This window comes from Bradyrhizobium sp. OAE829, from assembly GCF_040546575.1.
Lineage (GTDB): Bacteria > Pseudomonadota > Alphaproteobacteria > Rhizobiales > Xanthobacteraceae > Bradyrhizobium.
Map to the genome: position 1 here is coordinate 6,683,885 of NZ_JBEPOE010000001.1, position 22,886 is coordinate 6,706,770.

Annotated in this window: 21 protein-coding genes and 2 pseudogenes; 15 read left to right on the forward strand and 8 right to left on the reverse strand. The window is 63.7% G+C overall.

The window, feature by feature from the left end; translation table 11 throughout:
* Positions 1–555: 555 nt before the first annotated feature.
* Positions 556–2,073, forward strand: a complete 1,518-nt coding sequence (locus tag ABIE49_RS32125; RefSeq protein ID WP_192734969.1) for a porin — start codon at positions 556–558, stop codon at positions 2,071–2,073.
* A 7-nt stretch (positions 2,074–2,080) separates the two neighbouring features.
* Here ABIE49_RS32125 and ABIE49_RS32130 read toward each other — a convergent pair whose 3' ends face one another.
* Positions 2,081–2,992, reverse strand: a complete 912-nt coding sequence (locus ABIE49_RS32130; protein WP_192734968.1) for a LysR substrate-binding domain-containing protein — start codon at positions 2,990–2,992, stop codon at positions 2,081–2,083.
* Positions 2,993–3,244: 252 nt separating this feature from the next.
* Here ABIE49_RS32130 and ABIE49_RS32135 point away from each other — a divergent pair, with 252 nt between their 5' ends.
* The 9 genes and pseudogenes from ABIE49_RS32135 to ABIE49_RS32175 all read left to right on the forward strand — a co-directional run bounded on the left by ABIE49_RS32135 (position 3,245) and on the right by ABIE49_RS32175 (position 11,495).
* The gene (locus ABIE49_RS32135; protein WP_192734967.1) at positions 3,245–4,279 is read left to right on the forward strand and encodes an ABC transporter substrate-binding protein; all 1,035 of its coding nucleotides are present in this window, start codon (positions 3,245–3,247) and stop codon (positions 4,277–4,279) included.
* A 111-nt stretch (positions 4,280–4,390) separates the two neighbouring features.
* Positions 4,391–5,434 (forward strand): ABC transporter ATP-binding protein, encoded by a 1,044-nt coding sequence (locus tag ABIE49_RS32140; protein ID WP_192734966.1) that lies wholly within the window; start codon positions 4,391–4,393, stop codon positions 5,432–5,434.
* Positions 5,431–6,312, forward strand: coding sequence for an ABC transporter permease (locus ABIE49_RS32145; RefSeq protein ID WP_192734965.1), 882 nt, complete (start codon positions 5,431–5,433; stop codon positions 6,310–6,312). The genes ABIE49_RS32140 and ABIE49_RS32145 overlap by 4 nt, the downstream gene beginning before the upstream one ends.
* Positions 6,309–7,115, forward strand: a complete 807-nt coding sequence (locus tag ABIE49_RS32150; RefSeq protein ID WP_192734964.1) for an ABC transporter permease — start codon at positions 6,309–6,311, stop codon at positions 7,113–7,115. The genes ABIE49_RS32145 and ABIE49_RS32150 overlap by 4 nt, the downstream gene beginning before the upstream one ends.
* Positions 7,116–7,125: 10 nt before the next feature.
* Positions 7,126–8,265: an NAD(P)/FAD-dependent oxidoreductase gene (locus ABIE49_RS32155; protein WP_192734963.1), complete on the forward strand. Its 1,140-nt coding sequence runs from the start codon at positions 7,126–7,128 to the stop codon at positions 8,263–8,265.
* 35 nt (positions 8,266–8,300) lie between these two features.
* Positions 8,301–8,598: pseudogene (locus ABIE49_RS32160) on the forward strand ((2Fe-2S)-binding protein).
* Entirely contained in the window at positions 8,595–10,010 is a 1,416-nt protein-coding gene (locus ABIE49_RS32165) for an FAD/NAD(P)-dependent oxidoreductase (protein WP_192734961.1), read from the forward strand. The pseudogene ABIE49_RS32160 and the gene ABIE49_RS32165 overlap by 4 nt, the downstream one beginning before the upstream one ends.
* The gene (locus tag ABIE49_RS32170) at positions 10,007–11,128 is read left to right on the forward strand and encodes an NAD(P)/FAD-dependent oxidoreductase (RefSeq protein WP_192734960.1); all 1,122 of its coding nucleotides are present in this window, start codon (positions 10,007–10,009) and stop codon (positions 11,126–11,128) included. Before ABIE49_RS32165 ends, ABIE49_RS32170 begins: the two co-directional genes overlap by 4 nt.
* Positions 11,129–11,146: 18 nt before the next feature.
* Positions 11,147–11,495: pseudogene (locus ABIE49_RS32175) on the forward strand (RidA family protein).
* A gap of 588 nt (positions 11,496–12,083) precedes the next feature.
* Here the strand turns inward: ABIE49_RS32175 and ABIE49_RS32180 are convergent.
* The 7 genes from ABIE49_RS32180 to ABIE49_RS32210 form a co-directional block, all read right to left on the reverse strand.
* The gene (locus tag ABIE49_RS32180) at positions 12,084–12,824 is read right to left on the reverse strand and encodes a DUF3750 domain-containing protein (RefSeq protein WP_210337182.1); all 741 of its coding nucleotides are present in this window, start codon (positions 12,822–12,824) and stop codon (positions 12,084–12,086) included.
* Positions 12,825–12,993: 169 nt separating this feature from the next.
* Positions 12,994–13,875 carry an MBL fold metallo-hydrolase gene (locus tag ABIE49_RS32185; RefSeq protein WP_192734958.1) on the reverse strand — a complete coding sequence of 294 codons (882 nt, stop codon included), beginning with the start codon at positions 13,873–13,875 and terminating at the stop codon, positions 12,994–12,996.
* A gap of 36 nt (positions 13,876–13,911) precedes the next feature.
* Positions 13,912–14,703, reverse strand: a complete 792-nt coding sequence (locus ABIE49_RS32190; protein WP_192734957.1) for an alpha/beta fold hydrolase — start codon at positions 14,701–14,703, stop codon at positions 13,912–13,914.
* A gap of 107 nt (positions 14,704–14,810) precedes the next feature.
* The gene (locus ABIE49_RS32195) at positions 14,811–15,260 is read right to left on the reverse strand and encodes a nuclear transport factor 2 family protein (RefSeq protein WP_192734956.1); all 450 of its coding nucleotides are present in this window, start codon (positions 15,258–15,260) and stop codon (positions 14,811–14,813) included.
* A 304-nt stretch (positions 15,261–15,564) separates the two neighbouring features.
* Complete coding sequence (locus tag ABIE49_RS32200; protein ID WP_192734955.1) at positions 15,565–15,759, reverse strand: hypothetical protein; 195 nt, start codon at positions 15,757–15,759, stop codon at positions 15,565–15,567.
* A 78-nt stretch (positions 15,760–15,837) separates the two neighbouring features.
* Positions 15,838–16,167: a hypothetical protein gene (locus tag ABIE49_RS32205; protein ID WP_192734954.1), complete on the reverse strand. Its 330-nt coding sequence runs from the start codon at positions 16,165–16,167 to the stop codon at positions 15,838–15,840.
* A 136-nt stretch (positions 16,168–16,303) separates the two neighbouring features.
* Complete coding sequence (locus ABIE49_RS32210; protein WP_192734953.1) at positions 16,304–17,773, reverse strand: mannitol dehydrogenase family protein; 1,470 nt, start codon at positions 17,771–17,773, stop codon at positions 16,304–16,306.
* Between the two features lie 187 nt (positions 17,774–17,960).
* Here ABIE49_RS32210 and ABIE49_RS32215 point away from each other — a divergent pair, with 187 nt between their 5' ends.
* The 5 genes from ABIE49_RS32215 (at position 17,961) to ABIE49_RS32235 (ending at position 22,877) form a co-directional block, all read left to right on the forward strand.
* The gene (locus tag ABIE49_RS32215) at positions 17,961–18,695 is read left to right on the forward strand and encodes a FadR/GntR family transcriptional regulator (RefSeq protein ID WP_192734952.1); all 735 of its coding nucleotides are present in this window, start codon (positions 17,961–17,963) and stop codon (positions 18,693–18,695) included.
* A 78-nt stretch (positions 18,696–18,773) separates the two neighbouring features.
* On the forward strand, positions 18,774–19,751 hold the full coding sequence (locus ABIE49_RS32220; protein WP_192734951.1) for a sialic acid TRAP transporter substrate-binding protein SiaP: 978 nt from the start codon (positions 18,774–18,776) through the stop codon (positions 19,749–19,751).
* Between the two features lie 88 nt (positions 19,752–19,839).
* Entirely contained in the window at positions 19,840–20,412 is a 573-nt protein-coding gene (locus ABIE49_RS32225) for a TRAP transporter small permease (RefSeq protein ID WP_192734950.1), read from the forward strand.
* A gap of 4 nt (positions 20,413–20,416) precedes the next feature.
* Positions 20,417–21,823 carry a TRAP transporter large permease gene (locus ABIE49_RS32230; RefSeq protein ID WP_192734949.1) on the forward strand — a complete coding sequence of 469 codons (1,407 nt, stop codon included), beginning with the start codon at positions 20,417–20,419 and terminating at the stop codon, positions 21,821–21,823.
* Between the two features lie 13 nt (positions 21,824–21,836).
* Entirely contained in the window at positions 21,837–22,877 is a 1,041-nt protein-coding gene (locus ABIE49_RS32235) for an L-idonate 5-dehydrogenase (protein WP_192734948.1), read from the forward strand.
* Positions 22,878–22,886: the final 9 nt, after the last annotated feature.

The window sequence follows — 22,886 nt, forward strand, 5'->3', positions numbered from 1 at the left end:
AGATGAGGGCGCGACCGGGGCCTATGCTCACGCCGCTGGGCTTTCAGCGCATCTGGTCCAGCAAGCCTTGGCCTCAGCTCGCAAGCCTCCGAGCTGGGGCTTTTTCCTTCCATGAACAGTGGCGCCGCCCTGAGCGTTTCCAGAGCCTGAGGTGCCAAAACGACCTCGGTTGCTGCAGTCCCGGTGACGACAACCACGCAGCGCGATGAGCCGTAGTGTCGGCTGCCTGATCTTTTTCGATGGCCTTCGCAGCAGAGGCTGGCATCGTCGCAGCCTGGGCCTCTAGTCTAGCCCGTGCCCGCTCGGCTTCGATGTTTTTCGCGATCATCGCCATCGCAAGGCGCAGCACTGCAAACGATGCAGAGCAGTGCTTCCATTTTATGAGGGAAGAGCCGGTCCTTGTGCCTTTCGCGTAACACTCGCCAGGAAAGAAGTCTGAGGACACTTGTGCAGGGTGTCCGTTGCTCGATCGTTACCTAAATCTGCGACCTAAGATTCGAACGGCGCGGAGCCAGGCCTGTCGAGGGCCACTCCGAAAGAGCAGGCAAGCAGATCATGAAGATATTCAACAGTGCGGTTCTTGGCACGGCAGCATGTCTTGTCGCCTTGAGCGGAGCCCAGGCGGCGGATCTTCCAGTCAAGGCCAAGGCAGTCGAATATGTCAGGATCTGCTCGCTTTATGGAAACGGCTTCTACTTCATCCCGGGTACCGACACCTGTATCAAGCTCGGCGGTTACCTGCGCGCCGATGTCACCTTCAACGGCGGCGGAATTCAGGGCACCCCGGCCTGGAGTGGCCTGGCGGGTCAAAAGAGCCGGCTGAGCAACTATTATTTCGCTCGCGCCCGCGAAAACCTCAACGTCGACACCCGCACCGCGACCGATTACGGCGTGGTCCGTACTTACTTCGATGCGAATTTTTCCTGGACCACGGGTACCTATGCCGCTGCCGCCGCTGGTGGCGTCGGTGGCACGACGTACTCGGCGTCGCCGCTTAACCAAGCCGACGGCGCTACCTCAGGCGGCGGGTTCGCCGTCAACTTCGCGTTCATCCAGTTCGCCGGCTTCACGATCGGCAGGGCTGTATCGATGTTCGACGCACCCTTCGCCGGCTATCCCGCCAACATCACTGACGCGCTCCTCGGCGGCCACTCCGATCAAACCGGCGTGAACCAGTTTTCCTATACGGCCGATTTCGGTCAGGGCATCAGCGGCACGGTCTCGCTGCAGGATCAGGTCACCTACTACCAGACCAATTTGTGGAACGCGTCGGGCCTCACTGCGGCCGGCTTCGCGGCCGGCGCCTATGGCGGCAATAATTTCGGCGGCACGCGGTCTCCCGACATCGTCGGCATGCTTCGCGTCGATCAGGCCTGGGGCATGTTCCAGGCCTCGGTAGCCGCGCACGACATCAACGCGGGCTACTACGGCCCGGCGGAAACCTCAGGCCATCCCAGCAACAAGTGGGGCTGGGCTGGTCAGTTGGCCATGACGATCAAGAACCTGCCGACTGGCCCGGGCGACGACATCGATCTTTCATTCGGCTATTCGGACGGTGCCAGCCGTTACGTCTGGCAGAGTCTGGTCGCACCCACCGTCGCCATGTATGGCAGCAGCGGCCTGGCGGGCGCTTACCAAGGCCTGAGTATTGGAGGTGTTTCTGACGGCATTTTCACGACCGGCAATGGGATCGAGACGACCAAACTGTGGGGCTTTCGTACTGGTTACACGCACAACTGGAACAGCCAGTGGAATTCAGCGCTGTTCGGCTCCTACACGTCGGTCAGCTACAATGCCACGGCAAGAGGTTATATCTGCGCCACCGTCACGACCTTCCTGACACCCGGCTCGACCTGCAATCCGAACTTCAACGTCGCGCAGATCGGCACCAACACGCGCTGGTCCCCCGTGAAGAACCTCACTTTCACGGGTGAGCTGATGTACACGCTGGTGGATCAGCAATATTCCGGCCTCGCCGCCTTGCCGGCCGTCAGTGTCAAGCCGGCAGCCCTGTACGAACTCAAGGACCAAGGCACATTGTCACTCGCCTTCCGCGCCCAGCGTAACTGGTAAGGCTGGCCTATCCTTGCGGTGGGTTGCTCATCCCGCTGAGCGCCTGCCGCACGGCTTCCACCAGGTCCAGGGCCACTGGCGAGGGACTGCGCTGCGGCGGAAACACCGCGGCGAATTCGAAATCGATCCGCGGCAGGAAAGGGCGGGCCACGACGCCCCGGTTCTCGAACTCCTGCGCCGTGAACGGGTCGCAGATCGCGACGCCAAGTCCGGATGACACCAGCCCGCACATGATTTCCGAGAGGCTCGTCTCGACCCGGAGAACCCGGCGGACATCGTCGCGATTGAAAGCCTGGTCGATCAGATGCCGGCCGGTCGATCCTGACGTCAGGGACACGAAGGTCTCGCCTTCGAAATCGCGCGGTTGCAGCGTTGTCTTGGCCGCAAGCCGGTGTCCGGTTGGCAGAACGGCGACGCGGGCCGGCGCCGGCAACCGCACGCTCGACAATCCCGCATGGGCGATCGGCACTTCGGCGAAGCCGATGTCACATTGGTTGTTCAACACCCAGTCGACCACAATCGGTGAGATCACGCCGAAGAACGACAGATTGAGGTTCGGCCGCTCCATCAGGAATCGCCCGGAGAGCCTCGGCAGATAGCCGTTGGACAGCGCCGGCAGCGCCGCGATCCGCAGCGTGCCGGTCCGGCGGCTGCGGATTTCCTCGGCTGCCGCCGTGATCCGCTCGAGACCGACAAAGGACCGTTCGACCTCCATGTAGAGCGCCGTCGAGGCAGCCCTCGGCACCAGTCCGGTGCCGCGCTTGTCGAACAGCTCCATTTTGAGCAGCGCCTGGAAGTCGCGCAGCAATCGGCTGACGGCCGGCTGCGTCACAGCCATCAGTTTTGCCGCTTCCGTCACGCTGCCCGTCAGCATCATCGCGCGGAAGGCTTCGACCTGCCGTGAATTGATCCGCGCCATTTTCTCTCCATTCATAACATTTCGGCATGAAGAGGGTGCCATTATTAATTGGACGACGAAAGCGGGGATTGCGATCTTTTTCATCAAGGGTGGAGGTAGCTGATTTTTTGGGCGAAACCGGTTGGGAGCGGACCCGGTTTAGGCCAAATCTCCACGCGGATCCGACATGGCATCGTACCGCGATACCGTACACGGGTCAGAACAGTTGCGCTTCGGGTGTCACCCAGCAAACGGATATGGAGATCGATCGATATGAAGCATCTCGCCCTTGTCGGAGCCGTCAGCATTGCCGCGATCGCCTTAGCCCCGTCGGCGGGTCTGGCGCAGCAGAAGACGCTCTATGTCGCCGGTTACGGCGGCTCGTTTGAGAAGACGATCCGCGACGAGGTCATCCCGGCGTTCGAAAAGGCGAACGGCGTCAAGGTCGAATATGTCGCCGGCAACTCGACCGACACGCTGGCCAAGCTGCAAGCGCAGAAGGGCAACCAGCAGATCGATGTGGCGATCGTCGATGACGGTCCGATGTACCAGGCCATCCAGCTCGGCTTCTGCGGCAAGCTCGAAGGCCTTCCCGCTGATATCTACGAGGCCGCACGCTTCAAGGACGACCGCGCGGTTGGCATTGGTCTGGTCGCAACCGGCCTGATGTACAATACCAAAATCTTCGCGGAGAAAGGCTGGGCGCCGCCGACCTCCTGGAACGATCTCAAGGATCCAAAGTACCAGAAGCAGCTGGTCATTCCGCCGATCAACAACACCTATGGCCTGCACACATTGCTGATGCTCGCCCGGATGAACGGTGGCAGCGAGGCCAATGTCGACGCCGGCTTCAAGATCATCAAGGCCGACGTCAATCCCAACGTGCTGGCCTATGAGCCTTCGCCGGGCAAGATGACCGAGCTGTTCCAGTCCGGCCAGGCCGTGCTGGCCGTATGGGGCACGGCCCGGGTGCAGAGCTTCGCCAACACCGGCTTCCCCGTCGACTTCGTCTATCCGAAGGAAGGTGCGGCCACGTTGCTGACGACCGCCTGTCCGATCACCAAGCCGAACGCATCGCCGCTTGCATCGGCATTCGTCAAGACACTGCTCGAGCCGAAAATACAGCTCGTGCTGCTGAAGGACTACGGCTACGGCCCGGTATTGAAGTCGGTCGTGGTCCCGCCGGAGCTCGGCAAGATGGCTCCGATCGGCGAGCGCGCCGCGAAACTCTATACGCCCGACTGGACCGTCATCAACGACAAGCGCGAGGAATGGACCAAGCGCTGGAATCGCGAGGTCGAGCGCTGAGCCAAGAGCCGAGTCAAGACTCGGCGCCGGCGGACACGATTTCGGCGATGGTCCGGCGCGACGCCGCAGGCCTATCGTCGCGCTTTGCCACAGCAGCACCCGGAAGCATCCATGTCCTTTCTTGAGCTCGACCGTGTCGCAAAACAGTTCGGCGCCCAGACTGTGGTCGATGACTTCAGTCTCACTGTCGGCAAGGGCGAGTTCGTCTCCTTCCTCGGTCCGTCGGGTTGTGGCAAGACCACGACGCTGCAGATGATCGCGGGTTTCCTCGATCCCTCGCGCGGCGCGATCCGGCTCGAGGGACACGACCTGACCGTGGTGCAGCCGGCGAAGCGCGGGCTCGGCATCGTATTTCAGAGCTATGCACTGTTCCCGCATATGACGGCGGCCGAGAACGTCGCCTTTGGCCTCGAGATGCGGCGCGTGCCGCGGTCCGAGTGCCGCGAGCGCGTCCGCGCCACGCTGGAGATGGTCGGGCTCGCCGGCTACGAGGAGCGTTATCCGCGGCGGATGTCCGGCGGTCAGCAGCAACGCGTCGCGCTTGCCCGCGCGCTCGTGATCCGGCCGAGCGTGCTGCTGCTCGACGAGCCGTTGTCGAACCTCGACGCCAAGCTGCGCGAGGAGATGCAGATCGAGCTGCGCCAGATCCAGCGAAATCTCGGCACCACCACGATTCTCGTCACCCACGACCAGAACGAGGCGATGTCGCTGTCCGACCGGATTGTGGTGATGAGCCAGGGCCGCATCGAGCAGATCGGTACGCCGCAGGAAACCTACGAGCGGCCGGCGTCCGCCTTCGTGTCCCAGTTCCTCGGCAAGACCAATGATTTCGCCGCGACCATCGACCGGACCGCCACGCCGGGACGGCTGATCGCGGGCTCCTGGAGCGCGCCGGCACCGGCCGGCCTTGCGGGTCCGGTGACGATCAGCATCCGCCCCGAGCGGATCGGCTTCGGTGACGCCGGGCTCGCGGCGAAGATCGTCACCCGCATCTTCCAGGGCAATCACTGGCTGTTCCAGTGCGAGAGCGAATGCGGCGCGGTGATCGTGATCCGCCAGAACGACGGCCAGCCGCAACCCGCGGAGGGCGAGGCCGTTCGGCTCGCCTGGCGGCCGGAGGACATGAGCCTGCGCCGCGCCGGAGATGCCGCATGAGCGCGGCACCTGCGACGGACGGGCGCGATGCGCGCACGGCGTGGCTGCTGACCGCGCCCGCGCTGATGTTGTTCGTCGGCGTACTGGTGATCCCGCTCGCCATGACGGTGATGCTCTCGTTCCACGACTGGGGCCAGTACAAGGGCATCGAGCCGGTCTTCATCCTGAAGAACTGGCACGAGGTCGCGACCGATCCGTATTTTGCCGAGATGTTCTGGCGGACGTTCCGCATCGCGCTGCTGACGACGCTGATCACCGCCGTGCTTGGTGCGCCGGAAGCCTACATCCTCAACCGCATGAGCGGACGCTGGAAGAGCTTCTTCCTGCTGGTGATCCTTGGCCCGTTGCTGATCTCCGTGGTGGCGCGCACGCTGGGCTGGGCGCTGCTGTTCGGCGGCGCTAACGGGCTCGTCAACAAGCTCCTGATGTCGCTCGGGCTTATCGGCTCGCCGCTGCCCTTCATGTTCACCGAGACCGGCGTCGTGATCGCACTCGCGCATGTGATGATGCCGTTCATGGTGCTGTCGGTCTGGGCCGCGCTGCAGCGCGTCGACCCGCAAATCGAGAACGCCGCGCTGTCGCTCGGCGCCGGCCCGTTCACCATCATCCGCCGCATCGTGCTGCCGCAGATCATGCCGGGCGTGTTGTCGGGCGCGATCATCGTGTTCTCGCTGTCCGCCAGCGCTTTCGCGACGCCCGCCATCATCGGCGGCCGCCGGCTCAAGGTCGCGGCGACGCTCGCCTATGACGAGTTTCTCAACACGCTGAACTGGCCGCTCGGCGCAGCGGTGGCGGTCCTGCTGCTGGTGGCGCTGGTGCTGATCGTCGTCGGCAGCAACGCGCTGATCGAGCGGCGCTACGCCGAGGTGTTCCGATGAGGACCAACGGCCCGCTCGCGCTGATCTTCCATACGATCTTCGTCGTCGTCATGCTGGCGCCGATCCTGGTGGTCTGCCTCGTCGCCTTCACGCCCGAGGGCTATTTGTCGCTGCCGACCACCAGTTTCTCGCTGCGCTGGTTCAGGACGATCGCGAATTATCCCGAGTTCGTCCATGCCTTCTGGGTGAGCCTCGGGTTGGGTGCGCTGTCATCGCTGGTGGCGGTGCTGTTCGCGGTGCCGGCGGCGCTTGCCATCGCCCGTTACAGTTTTCGTGGCCGTGACACGCTCGCCGCGTTGTTCCTGTCGCCGCTGATGATCCCGCATGTCGTGCTCGGCATCGCCTTCCTGCGCTTCTTCACGGCGATCGGCATTGGCGGCAGTTTTGCAGGACTGCTGGTCGCACATGTGGTGGTGGTGTTTCCGTTCGCACTGCGGCTGACGCTGGCCGCGGCGACCGGCATGGATCGCTCGATCGAAATGGCCGCGGTCTCGCTCGGCGCCGGCGATTGGACGCTGTTCCGCCGCGTGACGTTGCCGCTGATCCTGCCGGGGGTCATCAGCGGCTGGGCGCTGGCCTTTATTCAATCCTTTGACGATCTGACCATGACCGTCTTCCTGGCCACGCCCGGCACCGAGACGCTGCCGGTTCGCATGTTCCTCTACATCCAGGACAACATCGATCCGCTGGTGACGTCGGTCTCGGCCAGCGTGATCGCAATCACCATGACCGCCCTGATCCTGCTCGACCGCTTCTACGGGCTCGACCGCGTGCTGGCCGGCAAGAACGACCCGGGGCGCTAGGAGAACCCATATGTCAAAAGACTATGACGTCGCGGTCGTGGGCGGCGGACTGCTCGGCTCCGCTATCGCCTGGGGTCTTGGCCGGCTCGGAAAGCGGGTCGTTGTCCTCGACGAGGGCGACATCGCCAAGCGCGCCTCGCGGGCAAACTTCGCGCTGGTCTGGGTGCAGAGCAAAGGCCTAGGCATGCCGGCCTACACCGGCTGGACCATGCGGGCCTCCGAAACCTGGGGCAAGCTCGCCGCCGAATTGAAGGACCAGACCGGGCTCGACGTGGCCCTGCAGCAGAATGGCGGTTTCCACCTGACCCTTGGCGAGAACGAGTTTGCGCAGCGCGCGCAGCTTGTGACGCGGATGCACAACCAGGTCGGCGCGGCCGATTACCGGATGGAGATGCTGTCGGCCTCCGAGGTCAAAAAGATGCTGCCGCTGATCGGTCCGGAGGTCTCCGGTGGCAGCTTCTGTCCCTGGGACGGCCACGTCAATTCGCTGCGCACCTTCCGCGCCTTCCACACCGGGCTGAAATTGTTCGGCATCGAGTACTTTCCCGAGCGGCCGGTCTCGGCGATCGCGCGGCGCGGCGGCGAATTCCACCTCTCGACAGCGCAGGGCGAGATCCGCGCCGGCAAGGTCGTGCTCTCCGCCGGCAACGCCAACCAGTCGCTAGCGCCGATGGTCGGCCTGTCGGCGCCGATGGGCCCGACCCGCGGCCAGATCGTGGTGACCGAGCGCACCATGCCGTTCCTGCCGCATCCCCTGACCACCATTCGCCAGACCGACGAGGGCACGGTGATGATCGGCGACAGCAAGGAAGATCAACTCGACGATCGCACGCTGAACCATTCGGTCAGCGCCGTGATGGCGGATCGGGCGCAGCGCACGTTCCCGCATCTGGCGCGCCTCAACGTCATCAGGACCTGGGCGGGCATCCGCGTGATGCCGCAGGATGGTTTCCCGATTTACGATCAGTCGGAGAGCGCGCCGGGTGCGTTCGTCACCTGCTGTCATTCCGGCGTGACGCTGGCTTCCAACCACGCCTTCGAGATTGCGCGGATGGTGGCGGCGGGCGCGCTCGAACCGGAACTGGTCGGCGCGTTCTCGGCCCGCCGCTTTGACGCTAACCATGCTGCGACAGGCAGCGGCTACTACTGACATCGACACGACCCGAAGGGGCGAAGAGGCAGCCAATGTTCAAACGATCCGATCAGGACAGCAGACGATCCGTGCACATCGTCGTGGACGGGGCCGCCGTCGCGGCGCGCGAGGGCGACACGGTGTCCACAGCGTTGCTCGCCTCCGGCCGTGACGTGGCGCCGCGCGACCTCGGTGAGCGGCGCGCCGCGCTTGCCCTATTGCATGATGGGTGTGTGCTTCGACTGCCTCGTTACCATCGACGGCGTCGGCAATCGGCAAGGCTGCCTGGTGCCCGTCGCCGAGGGCATGCAAATCGAGATCCAGAAGGGCAAGCGGGAGATCGGCCGATGAACACGACCGCCAGGCGCGACAGCTATGATGTCGTGGTGATAGGGGCAGGTCCCGCCGGGCTCGCCGCCGCGACCGCGGCCGAGGCTGGCCTGTCGACGCTGCTGCTCGACGAGAATGCCGGCCCCGGCGGCCAGGTCTGGCGCGCCATTGCCTCGACCCCGGTCACGGAACGCGACCATCTCGGCGCCGACTATTGGGCGGGCGCGGAACTCGTCGAAGCGGCGCGATCGAGCGGCGCCGAGATCATGCAGCGCGCGACGGTCTGGAGTCTCGACCGCAATCTCGAGATCGGCGTGTCGGTCGGCGGCGCGTCGTTCTTCGTCAAGGCGCGTCGGGTGATTCTGGCAACGGGCGCGCTGGAGCGGCCATTTCCGATTCCCGGCTGGACCCTTCCGGGCGTGATGACCGCAGGCGCCGCGCAGACGATGCTGAAATCGTCGGGCCTCGTGCCGGACGGGCCGACGGTGATCGCCGGCCAGGGGCCGCTGCTTTGGCTGCTCGCCGCGCAGATCCTGCGCCTCGGCGGCCGTATCGACCGCATCCTCGATACCACCGAGCGTCGAAATTATTTTGCCGCGCTGCCTCACGCCTTCGCCTTCATGACGTCGCCCTATTTCGCAAAGGGTTTGGCGTTGATGAAGCAGGTGCGCGCGAAAGTGCCTGTCGTGACCGGCGTCAGCGAACTCGCTGCTGCCGGCGACGGCCAGCTCGCAACCGTGACCTATCTCTCCGGCGGCCGTCGCGAGACTGTTCCGGCCGAGTTGCTGCTGCTGCACCAGGGCGTGGTGCCCAACGTCAACCTGGCGATGGCAGCAGGGATCGAACATCGCTGGGATGATTTGCAGCTGTGCTGGTCGCCGGTGCTCGATCGCGACGGCAACACATCGGTTGAAGGCATCGCGATCGCCGGCGACGGGGCCGGGATCGGCGGCGCGGAAGCCGCCATTGTCCGCGGCCGTATCGCTGCCCGGGCTGCGGTCGAGGCGCTGGCGCCGGCTGCTGCTGCCAGGCTCGCGCCGATGGCGACCTTCAAGGCATCGCTGGTAAAGGCCGAGCGCGGCCGCATTTTCCTCGACACGCTGTTCCGTCCGGCCCCGCAATTTCGCATCCCTTCAGGCGACACCATCGTCTGCCGCTGCGAGGAGGTATCGGCCAAGGACATTCTCGACGCCGTCGCGATCGGTGCGACCGGTCCGAACCAGCTCAAGGCCTATCGTCGCACCGGCATGGGTCCCTGCCAGGGCCGGCTCTGCGGTCTGACGGTCACCGAGTTGATGGCGCAGGCCCGTAACAAGACACCCCAGGAGATCGGCTACTACCGGCTACGCGCACCGGTGAAGCCGATCACGCTGGCGGAACTGGCGGCGGTGCCGAAGACCGAAGCCGACGTCAATGCGGTGGTGCGCGGATGACGAAGCTTGCGGATGCCATCATCGTCGGTGGCGGCATCCACGGATGCTCGACCGCGCTTCACCTGTGCCTCGCCGGCATGAAGCCGGTGCTGATCGAAAAGGACTATGCCGGCCGCCACGCCTCGGGCGTGAATGCCGGCGGCGTCCGCCAGCTTGCACGGCATGTCGCCGAGATCCCGCTCTCGATCCGCTCGATGGGAATTTGGGAGCGGATTGAAGCGCTGGTCGACGATAGCTGCGGCTTCGAAAGCCACGGCCAGGTGCTGGTCGCCGAGAACGACGCCGAATTCGAAGCGTGTCGCGCGCGCGTCGCCGAGCTGAACGCGCTCGGCTTCACCCACGAGGAGCTGATTGACGGGCCGGAACTGCGGCGGCTGGTGCCGGCGGTGGCGGAGACTTGCCCTGGCGGCGTGGTGTCGCGGCGCGATGGCGCGGCCGAACCGGCCCGGACCACCACCGCGATCCGCCGCAAGGCCGAAGCGCTCGGCGCCACCGTCGTTGAGGGCGTCGCCGCAACCAACATTCGAAAGCAGGATGGGCTGTGGCGGGTCGATGTCGGTGCCGAAACCTATGCCGCGCCGGTGCTCGTCAATGCCGCCGGTGCCTGGGCCGGCCGCATCGCCGCTGATCTTGGCGAGCCGGTGCCGGTCGAGACCGTGGCGCCGATGCTGATGATCACGTCCCGCGTGCCGCATTTCATCGATCCCGTCGTGATCCTGCGCGGCCGCAAGCTGTCCTTCAAACAGTTCGCCAATGGCACGGTGCTGATCGGCGGTGGTCATCTGGCGACGCCGGACCAGGATCGCAACGAGACGGTGCTGGACTGGCGCAGTCTCGCCATCAGCGCCCGCACCGTGTTCGAATTATTTCCCGTGATGCGCAGCGCCACCATCGTGCGCGCGTGGGCCGGCATCGAGGCTCGCACAAAAGACGAACTGCCCGTCTTCGGCCCGAGCGCCCGCCATGCAGGGCTCTTTCACCAGTTCGGCTTTTCGCTGCACGGCTTCCAGCTCGGCCCCGGCGCCGGCGCCGTAATGACGGAGCTGATCGCGAGCGGCGGCACCCAGACCCGGATCGGCGATCTCGGCATCGACCGCTTTCATTCTTCCACACCCTAGAACCAAGATGAGGACATCATGAACATCATCCGCAACATCCGCACCCCGATCATGCACCGCGCCGTTGAAGCCAACGGTTTTGTCTTCGTCGGCGGCACGATCGCCGACGACACCAGCGTCGCGATGGGCGAGCAGACTCGCAACATCCTCGGCAAGATCGCGGGCTATCTGAAGGAGGCGGGTACGGATCGATCGCGCGTCGTCAGCGCCTCGATCTTTGTGACGGATCTCTCGAAGAAGAAGGAGATGGACGCGGCTTGGACCGAATTCTTCGGCGACAATTTGCCGGCGCGCGCCCACCGTCGGCGTGGCCGATCTCGGTGGCGGCGCCTTGATCGAGGTCGTGGTCACCGCGCTCAAGGGCTGAGGCGCGCATTTCCCTCTCGTTTCACCGGCTGACCGGTGAAACGAAGGGGACCGTGCGCGGTGCGGCTATTCTTCCGCTGGGCCGGCAAGGCTGCGACGGAGGCGCTGGGTTTCGCGCCACGTCTCATGAGCCTGTTTGCCAAAACGAGCGAGCCTGGCTGCGACCTGCATGATGATGAGTGTGACCATGGCTATCGGCCCGCTCTGGAGAACAAGCGATCAATCTGGCGCTCGGCATTATCGGACAGTTGTTGCATCCCGTGGTCGGTAACGTACGCCTCAACGGCACGGGCAGCCCGTCGCTCGTTGGATTCGATACGAGCGCGCAACAATCTTGCAAAAAATGAAGTCTTTTCGGTCGGGGCAGAAAGCCAGGCCCCAGTGGTTAGAACATTCGCCATTAGATGGCTCCTTTTCGGAGTTGTCCTTGGGGCGATTTCCTTCCTGAATCCTACATAGATATTGCAGTGCACAAATGCGAGGTCAAATAGCGCGCATCATGCATGAATATTTGCCGCATCATGCGAGCGAGGACGCGCGCGCATTCGCGTGACGCCAACCCGGTCGGGCGGCAAAGGTTAACGGCGTGCTAACTTCCGGCCGCCATGCCCAATCGGCCGATGCCCGGAAACTTCAGCGCCGGCCGGCGAATATCGAAGCCCAGCACCGCGCCGAGGAAATTGATTTCGAGGCCTTCGACCCATCCAATGGTGAGGCCGAGATAACCTCCGAGCGACGCAAAAACACCGGTCCCGGAAGCCGTCAGTCCGAATGACTTGCCCTCGTAGGGATAGTCTTTTCCGATCGCGGTGGGCGGCAGCACAGCCATCAGTTCGGGGACCGCGTTGAGGACGGCCTGCACGAAGGTGTTGGAGTTCGGACCCGGCCACGGGCTGTAGTCGCCATAGGCCCGGAATCGATAATTTTCGACGACGTGACGGATCTTGGGAATGAGGCGACTTGCTTCCTCGCCATCGACCGCGACGATGGCTTCGGGGGTGGCGCCGAACCAGCGCGCATCGGCCGCGAAGCCGTTGGTCCGAATCGGCTCGCCCCAGGCGGTGTAGTCATAGCGGGTGTAGGTCGCGGCGTTCTGCTCCTTGATGACGATCCAGGTGTGGATCGCGAAGATCGCCTTCCACCGCAGCGTGCGCGCGCCATAAATGCGAATGACCGCATCGGGATGGCGGGATGCCTCGGGCAAGAGCCCGGCGCTGGAGCGGTCCGCGGTCTGCCAGCTTCCACGCGGGTCATCGGACCAATAGCGGGCCGCCGATACACCGATCGGGAAAAACACCAACGACAGAAAGATGATGACGGGTTTGATCAAGGGGCCAGCTGGCGAGATTGATATGACGGACTACGATCCCTCATATAGTCCGCATCTTTGTTTGCGCCAGTTTGGTACCCGGACTGGGCCCCGACAAAAAATCGCGAAAACAACCCCATGCAAAGTAGAACGGGCTCCTGGTCACGCCACCCGGGCTGCGCTGCGTCCCCTAGGCCAGATTGTGAACCCATGCCTCCGGATAAAGCGCATAGGCGTCGCCACGGCGTGCAAGGCGCGAGAATGCGGGGAAATGCAGGTGCATCCCGGCGATCAGGACGCCGTCTGCGCTGACGCGATCGAACATGCGTTTTCGTGAGGCCGCTGCCGCGGCGAGGTCGGTGTCGAAGGCCATGCCGGCTTCGGGAAACGCGGTCTGCACTTCCGGCACGTGCACGGTGTCACCCCAGATCATCAACTGATCATTATCAGATGCAATCAGATACGCGGTATGGCCCGGCGTATGCCCGAGGCTGGGTACGGCGGTCACGCCGGGAAAAACCTCGCCGTCTCGAAACAAACGCGTGCGTTCCCTGTACGGTTCGACCTGCTCCCGGCCGGCGCCAAAATAGAGCTGCCTGGCTCGCTCGTCGACCTTGCTCATCTCGCCATCGTCAAACCAATAGGCCTGTTCGTTTTCGTGCATGACCAGTTCCGCGTTCGGAAACAAGCGTTGGCCGTTCGACATGTCGGTCAGGCCGGCGGAGTGATCCGGGTGCATGTGCGTGAGCAGCACGGTGTCGATCGATTTCGGATCGATGCCGGCTGCCGCGAGATTGCGCTGCACGTGGCCGGCGGTCGGCTGCAGATAATTGCCCGATCCGGTGTCGACGATCGCGATACGACCCTTCGAATGGATCAGGAATGTGTTGACGCTGGTTCGCCGCGCCGGCCGGAATGCGTCCTGCAGGATCCGGCGTGCTTTCTCGACGTCGACGTTGCGCATCACCTCGAGATTGCCGTCGAGATAGCCATCGCTGATCGTGGTGACGACGATGTCCCCGATCTTGCGATGATAGACGCCGGGAATTTGCTGTGTAGGCTGCGAAGGCATGTTGGAAGACCCTGTGCAATGGAGGAGGGGGTGCGATCAGGCATCGAGCGTCTTGAGGAACGCGTCGATGCAATCGGAAAACAGATCAGGCGTTTGCACCGCCATGTAGTGGCCTGAGGGAATTTCGACGTAGCGTGCCCCGGGGATCGTTTTGGCCGTGGCTTCCGCGAGTGCGGGCGGGCGCACGCGGTCAAAACTGCCGCCGATCACGAGCACGGGACAGCGCAGCCTTGTCAGTTCGTCCTGCATGTCGAGGCCGGCCAGCATGCGCCAGATCGTGGCATAGCTCGCGGGATCGTTGCCGAGCCACCGCGCCCGGTATCGTTCAAAGCGCGCGATGTCGCCGCGAAGCTCCGGCGCATAACCATTCTGCATCGAATCGGCGACGGCGAAAGCCATGCCGGCGGCCTCGATCTTGAGGAGCCGTTCAAGCGCTGCCGCGCGACGCTCCGCTGCGACGCCGGTGGCCGGACTGCTGACCGCGACCGCGCTGGTGCGCTCGGGGTATCGGGCCGCGAAATGAAGTGCGATTGCGCCGCCGAGGGCGACACCCGCCAGTGCGACCTTGCCGGCGATGCCGAGCGCATCGAGCAGGCCTGCGATGTCGTCGGCCATCGTATCGATGCCAAGCTCGTCGCGCACCTTCTGGGACATTCCCGCGCCTCTGGTGTCGTAGCGCAACACCCGGCGCGCTTCCGAGAACCGTGGCACGACGTCGTCAAAACTTTCGAGCGAGCCAGCCATTTCGTGCACCAGCACCAGGGTGCGGTCACCCTTGCCGCTGAGTTCGTAGCGCAGCCCGACGCCATTAAGTTCGATGAAATCCATTACAAGTTCCCGGCTTCTCTTTTTGACACCTGCCAACGCACCAACAGCGCACGGCGTGCGCTGTTGGTGGTCGATTGGCGGCGAGGGCCGTTACGAAGCGGAGGCTGCTAGCCGAGCTTGGTCGCCGAGCGGGACAACAATTTCCAGTCCGATCCTTGCTTCTGCCAGTTCATCAGGATGTGGAGGTTGGTGGAGCTCTTCTTGCCGTCGGCCACGGCTTCCTGCTCGCCGAGCCAGTGGAACCGGACGATCGCGGCCGGGCCGACGACGCGGATCACGGGGTCTTTATAGGTCAGCGACAGCCACTTCGATTTTCCGCTGGTCGCGCCGGCGATGAAGGCCGCCTTGTCCTCGACCCGGCCATCCGAGTGGCTGTAGCTGAGTTCGGCTGCGCAAAGCGCGGCGAGCCCCTCGGCGTTGGCGGCGGCCTGCGCGGTGCGGAAGGCCTCGAGGTTTTTGGCGACCGCATCTTCATCGGCGCCGGCGAAGGCTGGCATCACGCCGAGAAGTCCGATGGCGAGTACCGGTAACGCAAGCTGACGACGATCGATGTCCATGGATTTCCTCCGTTGTTATGGTTCTTAGACCGTGCGTTGTTTTCTGCTGGCCGGGACTCGTGATCTGGGACCCGGCCTGCGGACGCACGCGGTTGCGGTTTCCGCAGGACCGATTGAAACACAGGGTTGTGTCTTCTGAAAGTATTATCAGCGGTGTGCGCTGCGAGAGGGAACGAAGTCGATCCCGCAGCCCGCGCCAGATTTGCAATCTTGGTGCTTGCAGTCTGCGAGCGTCAGCTCGGCGAGGAGCGGCTTTCGAGCAGCTCTGCTGTGATCGGAAAATGCTGCCGCCATGAGATCAGAATCAGACCAGCGCCGTCGGCTTTGGCGGATGGGCGGTCCGGGGATGATGATCGTGCAGGTAGGTTGCGAGTGTATTTGCAATGACGCCGTCATCGACGGCAGCCGCAAACAACATTTCCTGGGCGTCGCGCGACAGCTCCGGCCACACCTTCAGCGCTGCGTGACCGAGCAGCGTGGCGAATTTGTTTTCGTCCATCTACAAACCCTCAAGCGGAGGCCGAGCGCGCCGAAGGCCGCAGATTTCTCTGCGGCCTCGACTTGCGAAATTGAAATCCTACCAGCGCGGTCCGGCGCCAAATCCAACACCGACTCCACCCGGTCCCACGCCGATACCGACGCTCGGGCCGTCATTGTAATAGCCGCGGCGTTCGATGTATCGCTCGCGCGGAGCGTAATTGTAGCTGTCGCCGTATTCCCGCTCAACGACGACGCGGCGACCGCCACGGGTACGGTAGCACTGGCCATATTCGTCGCACACCATTCTGACATGTTCGATACCGTTATCCGGCATCACGGTAATGCCATTCGAAAGCGGTGCGGCCGTTGCGCCGGTAGCGAGCAGCGTGCCGGCGCCAATCGCGAGCACTACGATAAATTTCTTCATGACTGAACTCCTTCAGGTCGATGAACACCAACCCCACCGCTTACCGAATGTTCCCGGATTTGGAATGTTCCCGGCCACTCATTTGGCGCGCAAATCGGAACCCTGCGAAGCAATGCACCGCGACCAGCGCCGTCGCTTATGCCGGCAGCCAGGCCTTCACCGCCCGACGGGCGCCCAATTCGTAGAGCTGCGCCAGCGCACGCGTCACGGCATCGCGCAGGCCAGGCTCGGTTCCGAACTCGCCGAAGATCGAACGAACATCGAGCAACGCAGGCGCCAGCCGATCTGCGACGGGGCCGGCGTTTCTGGCGATCGTGGCCAGTTCCGCCGCTAAGGGATCGCGCACGTCGATCGGCTGTCCGTTTTCATCGCTGGCCGTGACGTAGCGCATCCAGCCTGCGACGGCGAGCGCATGCGTATCGATCGGCAAGCCCTGCCGCAGCCGGTCCTGCATCGTGCCGAGCAGCCGCTGCGGCAGTTTCTGCGATCCATCCATCGCGATCTGCCAGGTGCGGTGACGCAGGGCGGGGTTGGCAAAGCGCTCGAGAAGCGAGGCGCTGTATCCCGCCAGATCGGTCCCCTCGGGCATCGAAAGCGTCACGGCGGATTCTTGCATCACACCGTGGGCGAACGCCGCAAAACGATCGTCGGTCATCGCAGCGGCAATGGTCTCATGCCCCGCGAGATAGCCGAGATAGGCCAGCGCCGAATGGCTGGCATTGAGCAGCCGCAGCTTCATGTGTTCGAACGGTGTCACATCAGTGACGAGCTGCACGCCGGCGCGTGCGAAATCGGGGCGGCCGGCCGGAAAATTGTCTTCGACGATCCACTGCGTGAACGGCTCTGATATCACGGGCCATGCGTCGGTCATGCCGAGTTCGGACGAGACCGCCGCGCGATCGGCGTCAGTGGTTTCGGGCACGATGCGATCGACCATCGTCGACGGGCAGGCGACGTGGTCGGCGATCCACTTTCCGAGCTCGGGCGAGCGCAGGTGAGCGAACTGCGTCAGGATCCGTTTCACGGTATGGCCGTTGGCCGAAAGATTGTCGCAGGAGAGAACGGTGAAGGGCGCGATATCAGCCGCGCGGCGGCGCGCCAGCGCAGCCACGAGGAATCCCGGAGCCGATCGTGGTGCGTCCGGGTTTGCGAGGTCGTGGACGATATCGGGATGGTCAGCGTTGAGATCGCCGGTCTGCGGCGTGTGGCAATAGCCTTTCTCGGTGATGGTCAGCGAGACGATGCGCGTGGCGGGATCAGCCATGCGTGCGATCAATTGCGCGGGGTTGCGCTTGGCGACTTCCGTCTGCAGCACCGAGCCGATGATCCGGTGTTCGGTGCCCGCGCCGGAGCGAACGGCAACCGCATAGAGACAATCCTGCGGGGCGAGGGCGTCATAGGTGTCCGAACTTCGAAGGCTGGCGCCGATGATTCCCCAATCCGTCGCGCCTGACGCGAGCAGGTCGTCGATCACGACCGCCTGGTGCGCGCGGTGGAAGGCGCCGATTCCGAGATGGACGATGCCTGATGTGACCCGTGCCCGGTCGTAACCGGGGCGGCGGATATGGCCGGGGAGCCGGGCGAGGCTGGCGTTCGAGAGGCGCAAATCGGCCTCCTTTGGGTTGGAATGGCGGAATTTTCGCCATTCGCCTTGACATAGCGCGCCCGTAAGGTCAATGTTTGGTCAATTGGTAAGGCCAATTTACCGATCGGCACCGTAACTCAAGACCAGCCGATTGGCCAGAGCCAACCAGAAAAGAATCGATCCACGAGGTCGTTCGGAGGAAACCAGCGTGCCGTTAGAGGCAGTGGAAGCGCGACGCCTATACCGCCAGGTTGCCGATCAGCTGCGCGCCTTGATCGACAGCGGCGAATACGCCGTCGGCTCCAGGCTCCCGACCGAACGCGATATCGCCGAACAATTGAAGGTCTCCCGTCCCACCGTGCGCGAAGCGCTGATCGCGCTCGAAGTCGAAGGACGTGTTCGCATTCGTGTCGGCTCCGGAATCTATGTCAGCGATCCGGCCGCGCTTGCCGCGCCTTTGCCGGCCTCCGCAATGATCGAAGGGCCGTTCGAGCTGCTGCGCGCCCGCGAATTTATCGAAGGCGCCATCGCCGAAGAGGCGGCGAGGGTGGCGAAGCCGGAGGATATCGCGCGCATCGACGCATCGCTGCTGGCGATGGCAAACACGCAACATCCCGGCGACGCCTCGATGATCCACGACCGCGCGTTCCATGTCGCGGTGGCAGGCAGTCTCGATAACGCCGTGCTGGTTCGTGTCGTCGGCGAACTGTTCGACCAGCGGCTCAATCCCTATTTCGCCAAGCTGGCGCATTATTTCGAGAACCCGGAATCCTGGGGTGCCGCGCTCAGTGAGCATCAGGCGATCCGCGACGCCATCGCCGCGCGCGATCCCGACGCCGCGCGCCTTACCATGCGCGAGCATCTGGCGCGTTCGCAGGAACGCTTTGCACAAAATTTTGGAACCGAAGCCGCATCGCCTCGCGCGCAGGCCAGGAGCGGCTGATCTGGCATTCGAACGGTTCGGCCAAATGGCCGAGACGGTTGAGTAAGAAAAGCAAATGTAACAACGGAGGAGATTTCAATGTTGAAGAAATTGACAATTGTATTGGCGGCTTCCGCTGCCGCGCTTGTTGCCGCCACCAGCGCCGGCATGGCGCAGACCAAGCTGAAATGGGCGCACGTCTACGAGACATCAGAGCCGTTCCACACCGCGTCGGTGTGGGCCGCACAGGAGATCGGCAAGCGCACCAACGGCCGCTATGCGATCGACGTCTATCCGGCCTCGCAGCTTGGCAAGGAAGCCGATATCAACCAGGGCCTTTCGCTGGGCTCGGTCGACATCATCATCTCCGGCTCCAGCTTCGCCGCCAAGAGTTTTCCGCCGATCGGCGTGACCTATTATCCCTACACCTTCCGCGATGCCGATCATCTCCTGGCCTACACCAAGAGCGATGTCTTCAAGGATCTCACCAAGGGTTATGAAGACAAGACCGGCCACCGCATCGTGGCGGTGACCTATTACGGCGTGCGTCACACCTCGTCGAACAAGCCGATCAAGGTCTGTGCGGACATGAAGGGCCTCAAGATCCGCGTGCCCGACGTGCCGGCGTATCTGGCGATGCCGCGCGCCTGTGGCGCCAACACCGCGCCGATCGCCTTCGCCGAGGTTTACCTGGCGCTGCAGAACGGCACCGTGGAAGCCCAGGAAAATCCGCTCACCACCATCGAGGCGAAGAAGTTCTACGAGGTGCAGAAGCACATCGTGCTGACCGGTCACATCGTCGACCACCTCAACACGATCATCTCCGGCGGGCTCTGGAAGAAGCTCAGCGAAGAGGATCGCAAGATCTTCACGGACGTGACCCAGGAAGCCGCCGCCAAGGCAACCGGCGAGATCAAGGTCAACGAAGCCAAGCTGGTCGATTTCTTCAAGCAGAAGGGTCTCACCGTCACCGAGGTCGACAAGGCCGCGTTCCGTGACACCGTGATCAAGACCACGAGCTTTGAAAGCTTCGACTATCGCAAGGCCGACTGGGATCGCATCCAGGCGGTGAAGTAAACCGACGGGCTTTGCCTCTGTCCGCTGCGGTGTTCGCGGCGGGCAGGGGCGGCCACCTCGAGCCAGTTTGGAAAGAAAGCCCAACTCCATGGCTGAAGTGCACAAGCAGATCACGGCGGAAGAGATCGCCCATACGTTCGAGGACGAGGCGCCGAAGGGCGCCGACCTCAGTCCGTATGCGTTCGAGGACTGGCTGGCGCTGGTGATCTTCTGGATCATGGCGCTGTGCGTCTTCCTGCAGTTCTTCACCCGCTACGTCCTCAACGACAGCTACGCCTGGACCGAGGAGATCGCGACCTATTGCCTGATCGGCGTGGTGTTCATCGGCTCGTCGATGTGCGTGCGGCTGTCGCGGCACATCCAGGTCGACCTGGTGTTCCGCTATCTGCCGCATGCGGTTGGGCGCGCGCTATCGACCGCGATCGACCTGATCCGGATCGCCTTCTTCGGCTATGCGATCAAGCTGGTCTGGGTCTACATCCAGATCATCGGCGAAGAGCGGATGACGACGATCAAGATTGAAAAAGGTTTTGTCTATTACGGCGTGCTGCTCGGCTTCGTGCTGATGTTCGGCCGGTCGATCCAGATTGCGATCGAAAACTGGCGGCGCGGCTATTCGATATTGGAGCGCCCCGGCGCGTTCGACGGAACGGAAGGGTAGGGCGATGCTGCTGCTGCTTGGGGCATTTTTGCTGTTGATGCTGGTCGGCCTTCCCGTCGCGCTGGCGATGGCGGTGTCGTCGCTGTTGTATATTCTCGTCACCGGCATCACGCCCGACGTGACGCTGGCGCAGCGCATGATCGCGGGCGTCGAGAGTTTTCCGCTGCTCGCGGTTCCCTTCTTCATCCTCGCTGGCAATCTGATGAACATCGCCGGCGTCACCGGGCGCATCTACAGCTTTGCGGTAGCATTGGTGGGCTGGATGCGCGGCGGCCTCGGCCACGTCAACATCGTCGGCTCGGTGATCTTTTCCGGCATGTCCGGCACCGCGATCGCGGACGCCGCCGGCCTCGGCACCATCGAAATCAAGGCGATGAAGGACCATGGCTATTCCACGGAGTTTTCGGTCGGCGTGACCGCGGCGTCCGCCACGCTTGGCCCGATCATTCCGCCGTCGCTGCCGTTCGTGATCTACGGCATGATGGCGAACGTCTCGATCGGCGCGCTGTTTCTTGGCGGCCTCATTCCGGGCGTCGTCATGACCTTGATGATGATGGCGACCGTGGCCTATTTCGCCCACAAGAACGGCTGGGGCAGCGATACGCCGTTTTCCTGGCGGCAGATCGGCTCGGCCGGGCTCGAGATCGTGGTCGTACTGTGCTTTCCGCTCGCGGTCTGGCTGCTGGTGCTCGCCGGGCTCTCGGTCAACATGGCTGTTGGCATCGGGCTCGTGGCGCTGCTGGCGCTCGACTGGTATTTCGATTTCTCCGCCGTGATGGCGCTGATGGCGCCGGTCATCCTGATCGGCGGCATGACGCTGGGCTGGTTCACGCCGACGGAGGCCGCGGTCGCCGCCGTGATCTGGTCGCTGTTCCTCGGGCTGGTGCGCTATCGCTCCATGACGTTGCAGACGGTGGCGAAGGCGACGTTCGATACCATCGAGACCACGGCATCTGTGCTGTTCATCGTGACCGCGGCCTCGATCTTCGCCTGGCTCTTGACGGTCTCGCAGGCGGCGCAGATCCTGAGCGACGCGATACTCGGGATCACCCAGAACAAATGGGTGTTCCTGCTGCTGGCGAACATCCTGATCCTGTTCGTCGGCTGCTTCATCGACACCATCGCTGCGATCACCATCCTGGTGCCGATCCTGCTGCCGATCGTGCTGAAACTGGGCATCGATCCCATTCATTTCGGCCTGATCATGACGCTCAACCTGATGATCGGCCTGTTGCACCCGCCGCTCGGCATGGTGCTGTTCGTACTCGCCCGCGTCGCAAAACTCTCGGTCGAGCGCACGACGATGGCGATCCTCCCCTGGCTGGTGCCGCTGCTGCTGGCGCTCATCGCCATCACCTACATCCCGGAGCTGACGCTCTGGCTGCCGAAATACATGGGACTTGCTAAGTGATAGGATTCGCAAAATGACATCGAACGCTTTGGCTGCAACACTGTTCGGCCCCGAGGATCTGCGCATGGTCGAGCGGCCGCTCGATCCGTTGGCGTCAGGCATGGTGCGGATTCGTTTCGGCGCCGGTGGCATTTGCGGCTCCGACATGCATTACTATCGCCATGCCCGTACCGGCGATTTCGTCGTCACCTCGCCGCTGGTGCTGGGTCACGAGATCGCGGGCGAGGTCGTCGAGATCTCGGGCAGCGCGCCCGGCCTGAAGACCGGCGATCGCGTCGCCGTCAATCCGTCGCGCTGGTGCGGTCACTGCACGCCGTGCCGCGAGGGCCGGCTGAACCTCTGCGAAAACATCTTCTTCATGGGCTCGGCTTCGAAGACGCCGCACATGCAGGGGGGATTTTCCAGCCTGTTCGACGCCATTCCCGCACAATGCGTCAAGATTCCGGACCATGTGACATACCAGGCGGCGGCACTGGCCGAGCCGCTCGCAGTCTGCCTGCACGCGGTCGCCCGCGCCGGCGACGTCAAGGGAAAACGCGCCGTGCTGTTCGGCTCGGGCCCCATCGGCCTGCTGACGATGCTGGCCGCGCGACGCGCCGGCATTGCCGAAGTCACCGTGGTCGATATCGCGGCCGCGCCGTTGGCGTTCGCAACCCGGCTCGGTGCCAACCATGTCATCGACATCTCCAAGGGCGATGAAGCTCTGAAGGCTGTCGCGCCCTACGATGTCGCATTTGAAGTGTCGGGCACGGCGGCGGGCCTAGCCAGCGCCATCGGCGCGGTCAGACGCGGGGGCGTCGTCGTCCAGATCGGCAATCTGCCGGGCGGGCAGATTCCGACGCCGGCGAATGCCGTGATGGCCAAGGAGATCGATCTGCGCGGCTCGTTCCGCTTCGGGCCGGAATTCCTGACCGCGGTCGAACTGATTTCCGACGGCAGCGTCGACGTGCTGTCGCTGGTGACCGCTGAGCGTCCGCTGTCGGTCGCGCCCGATGCGGTTCGCCTCGCGCTCGACCGCTCGCAGAGCGTCAAGGTCGTGCTGACGGCGCAGTGACCGGAAGAT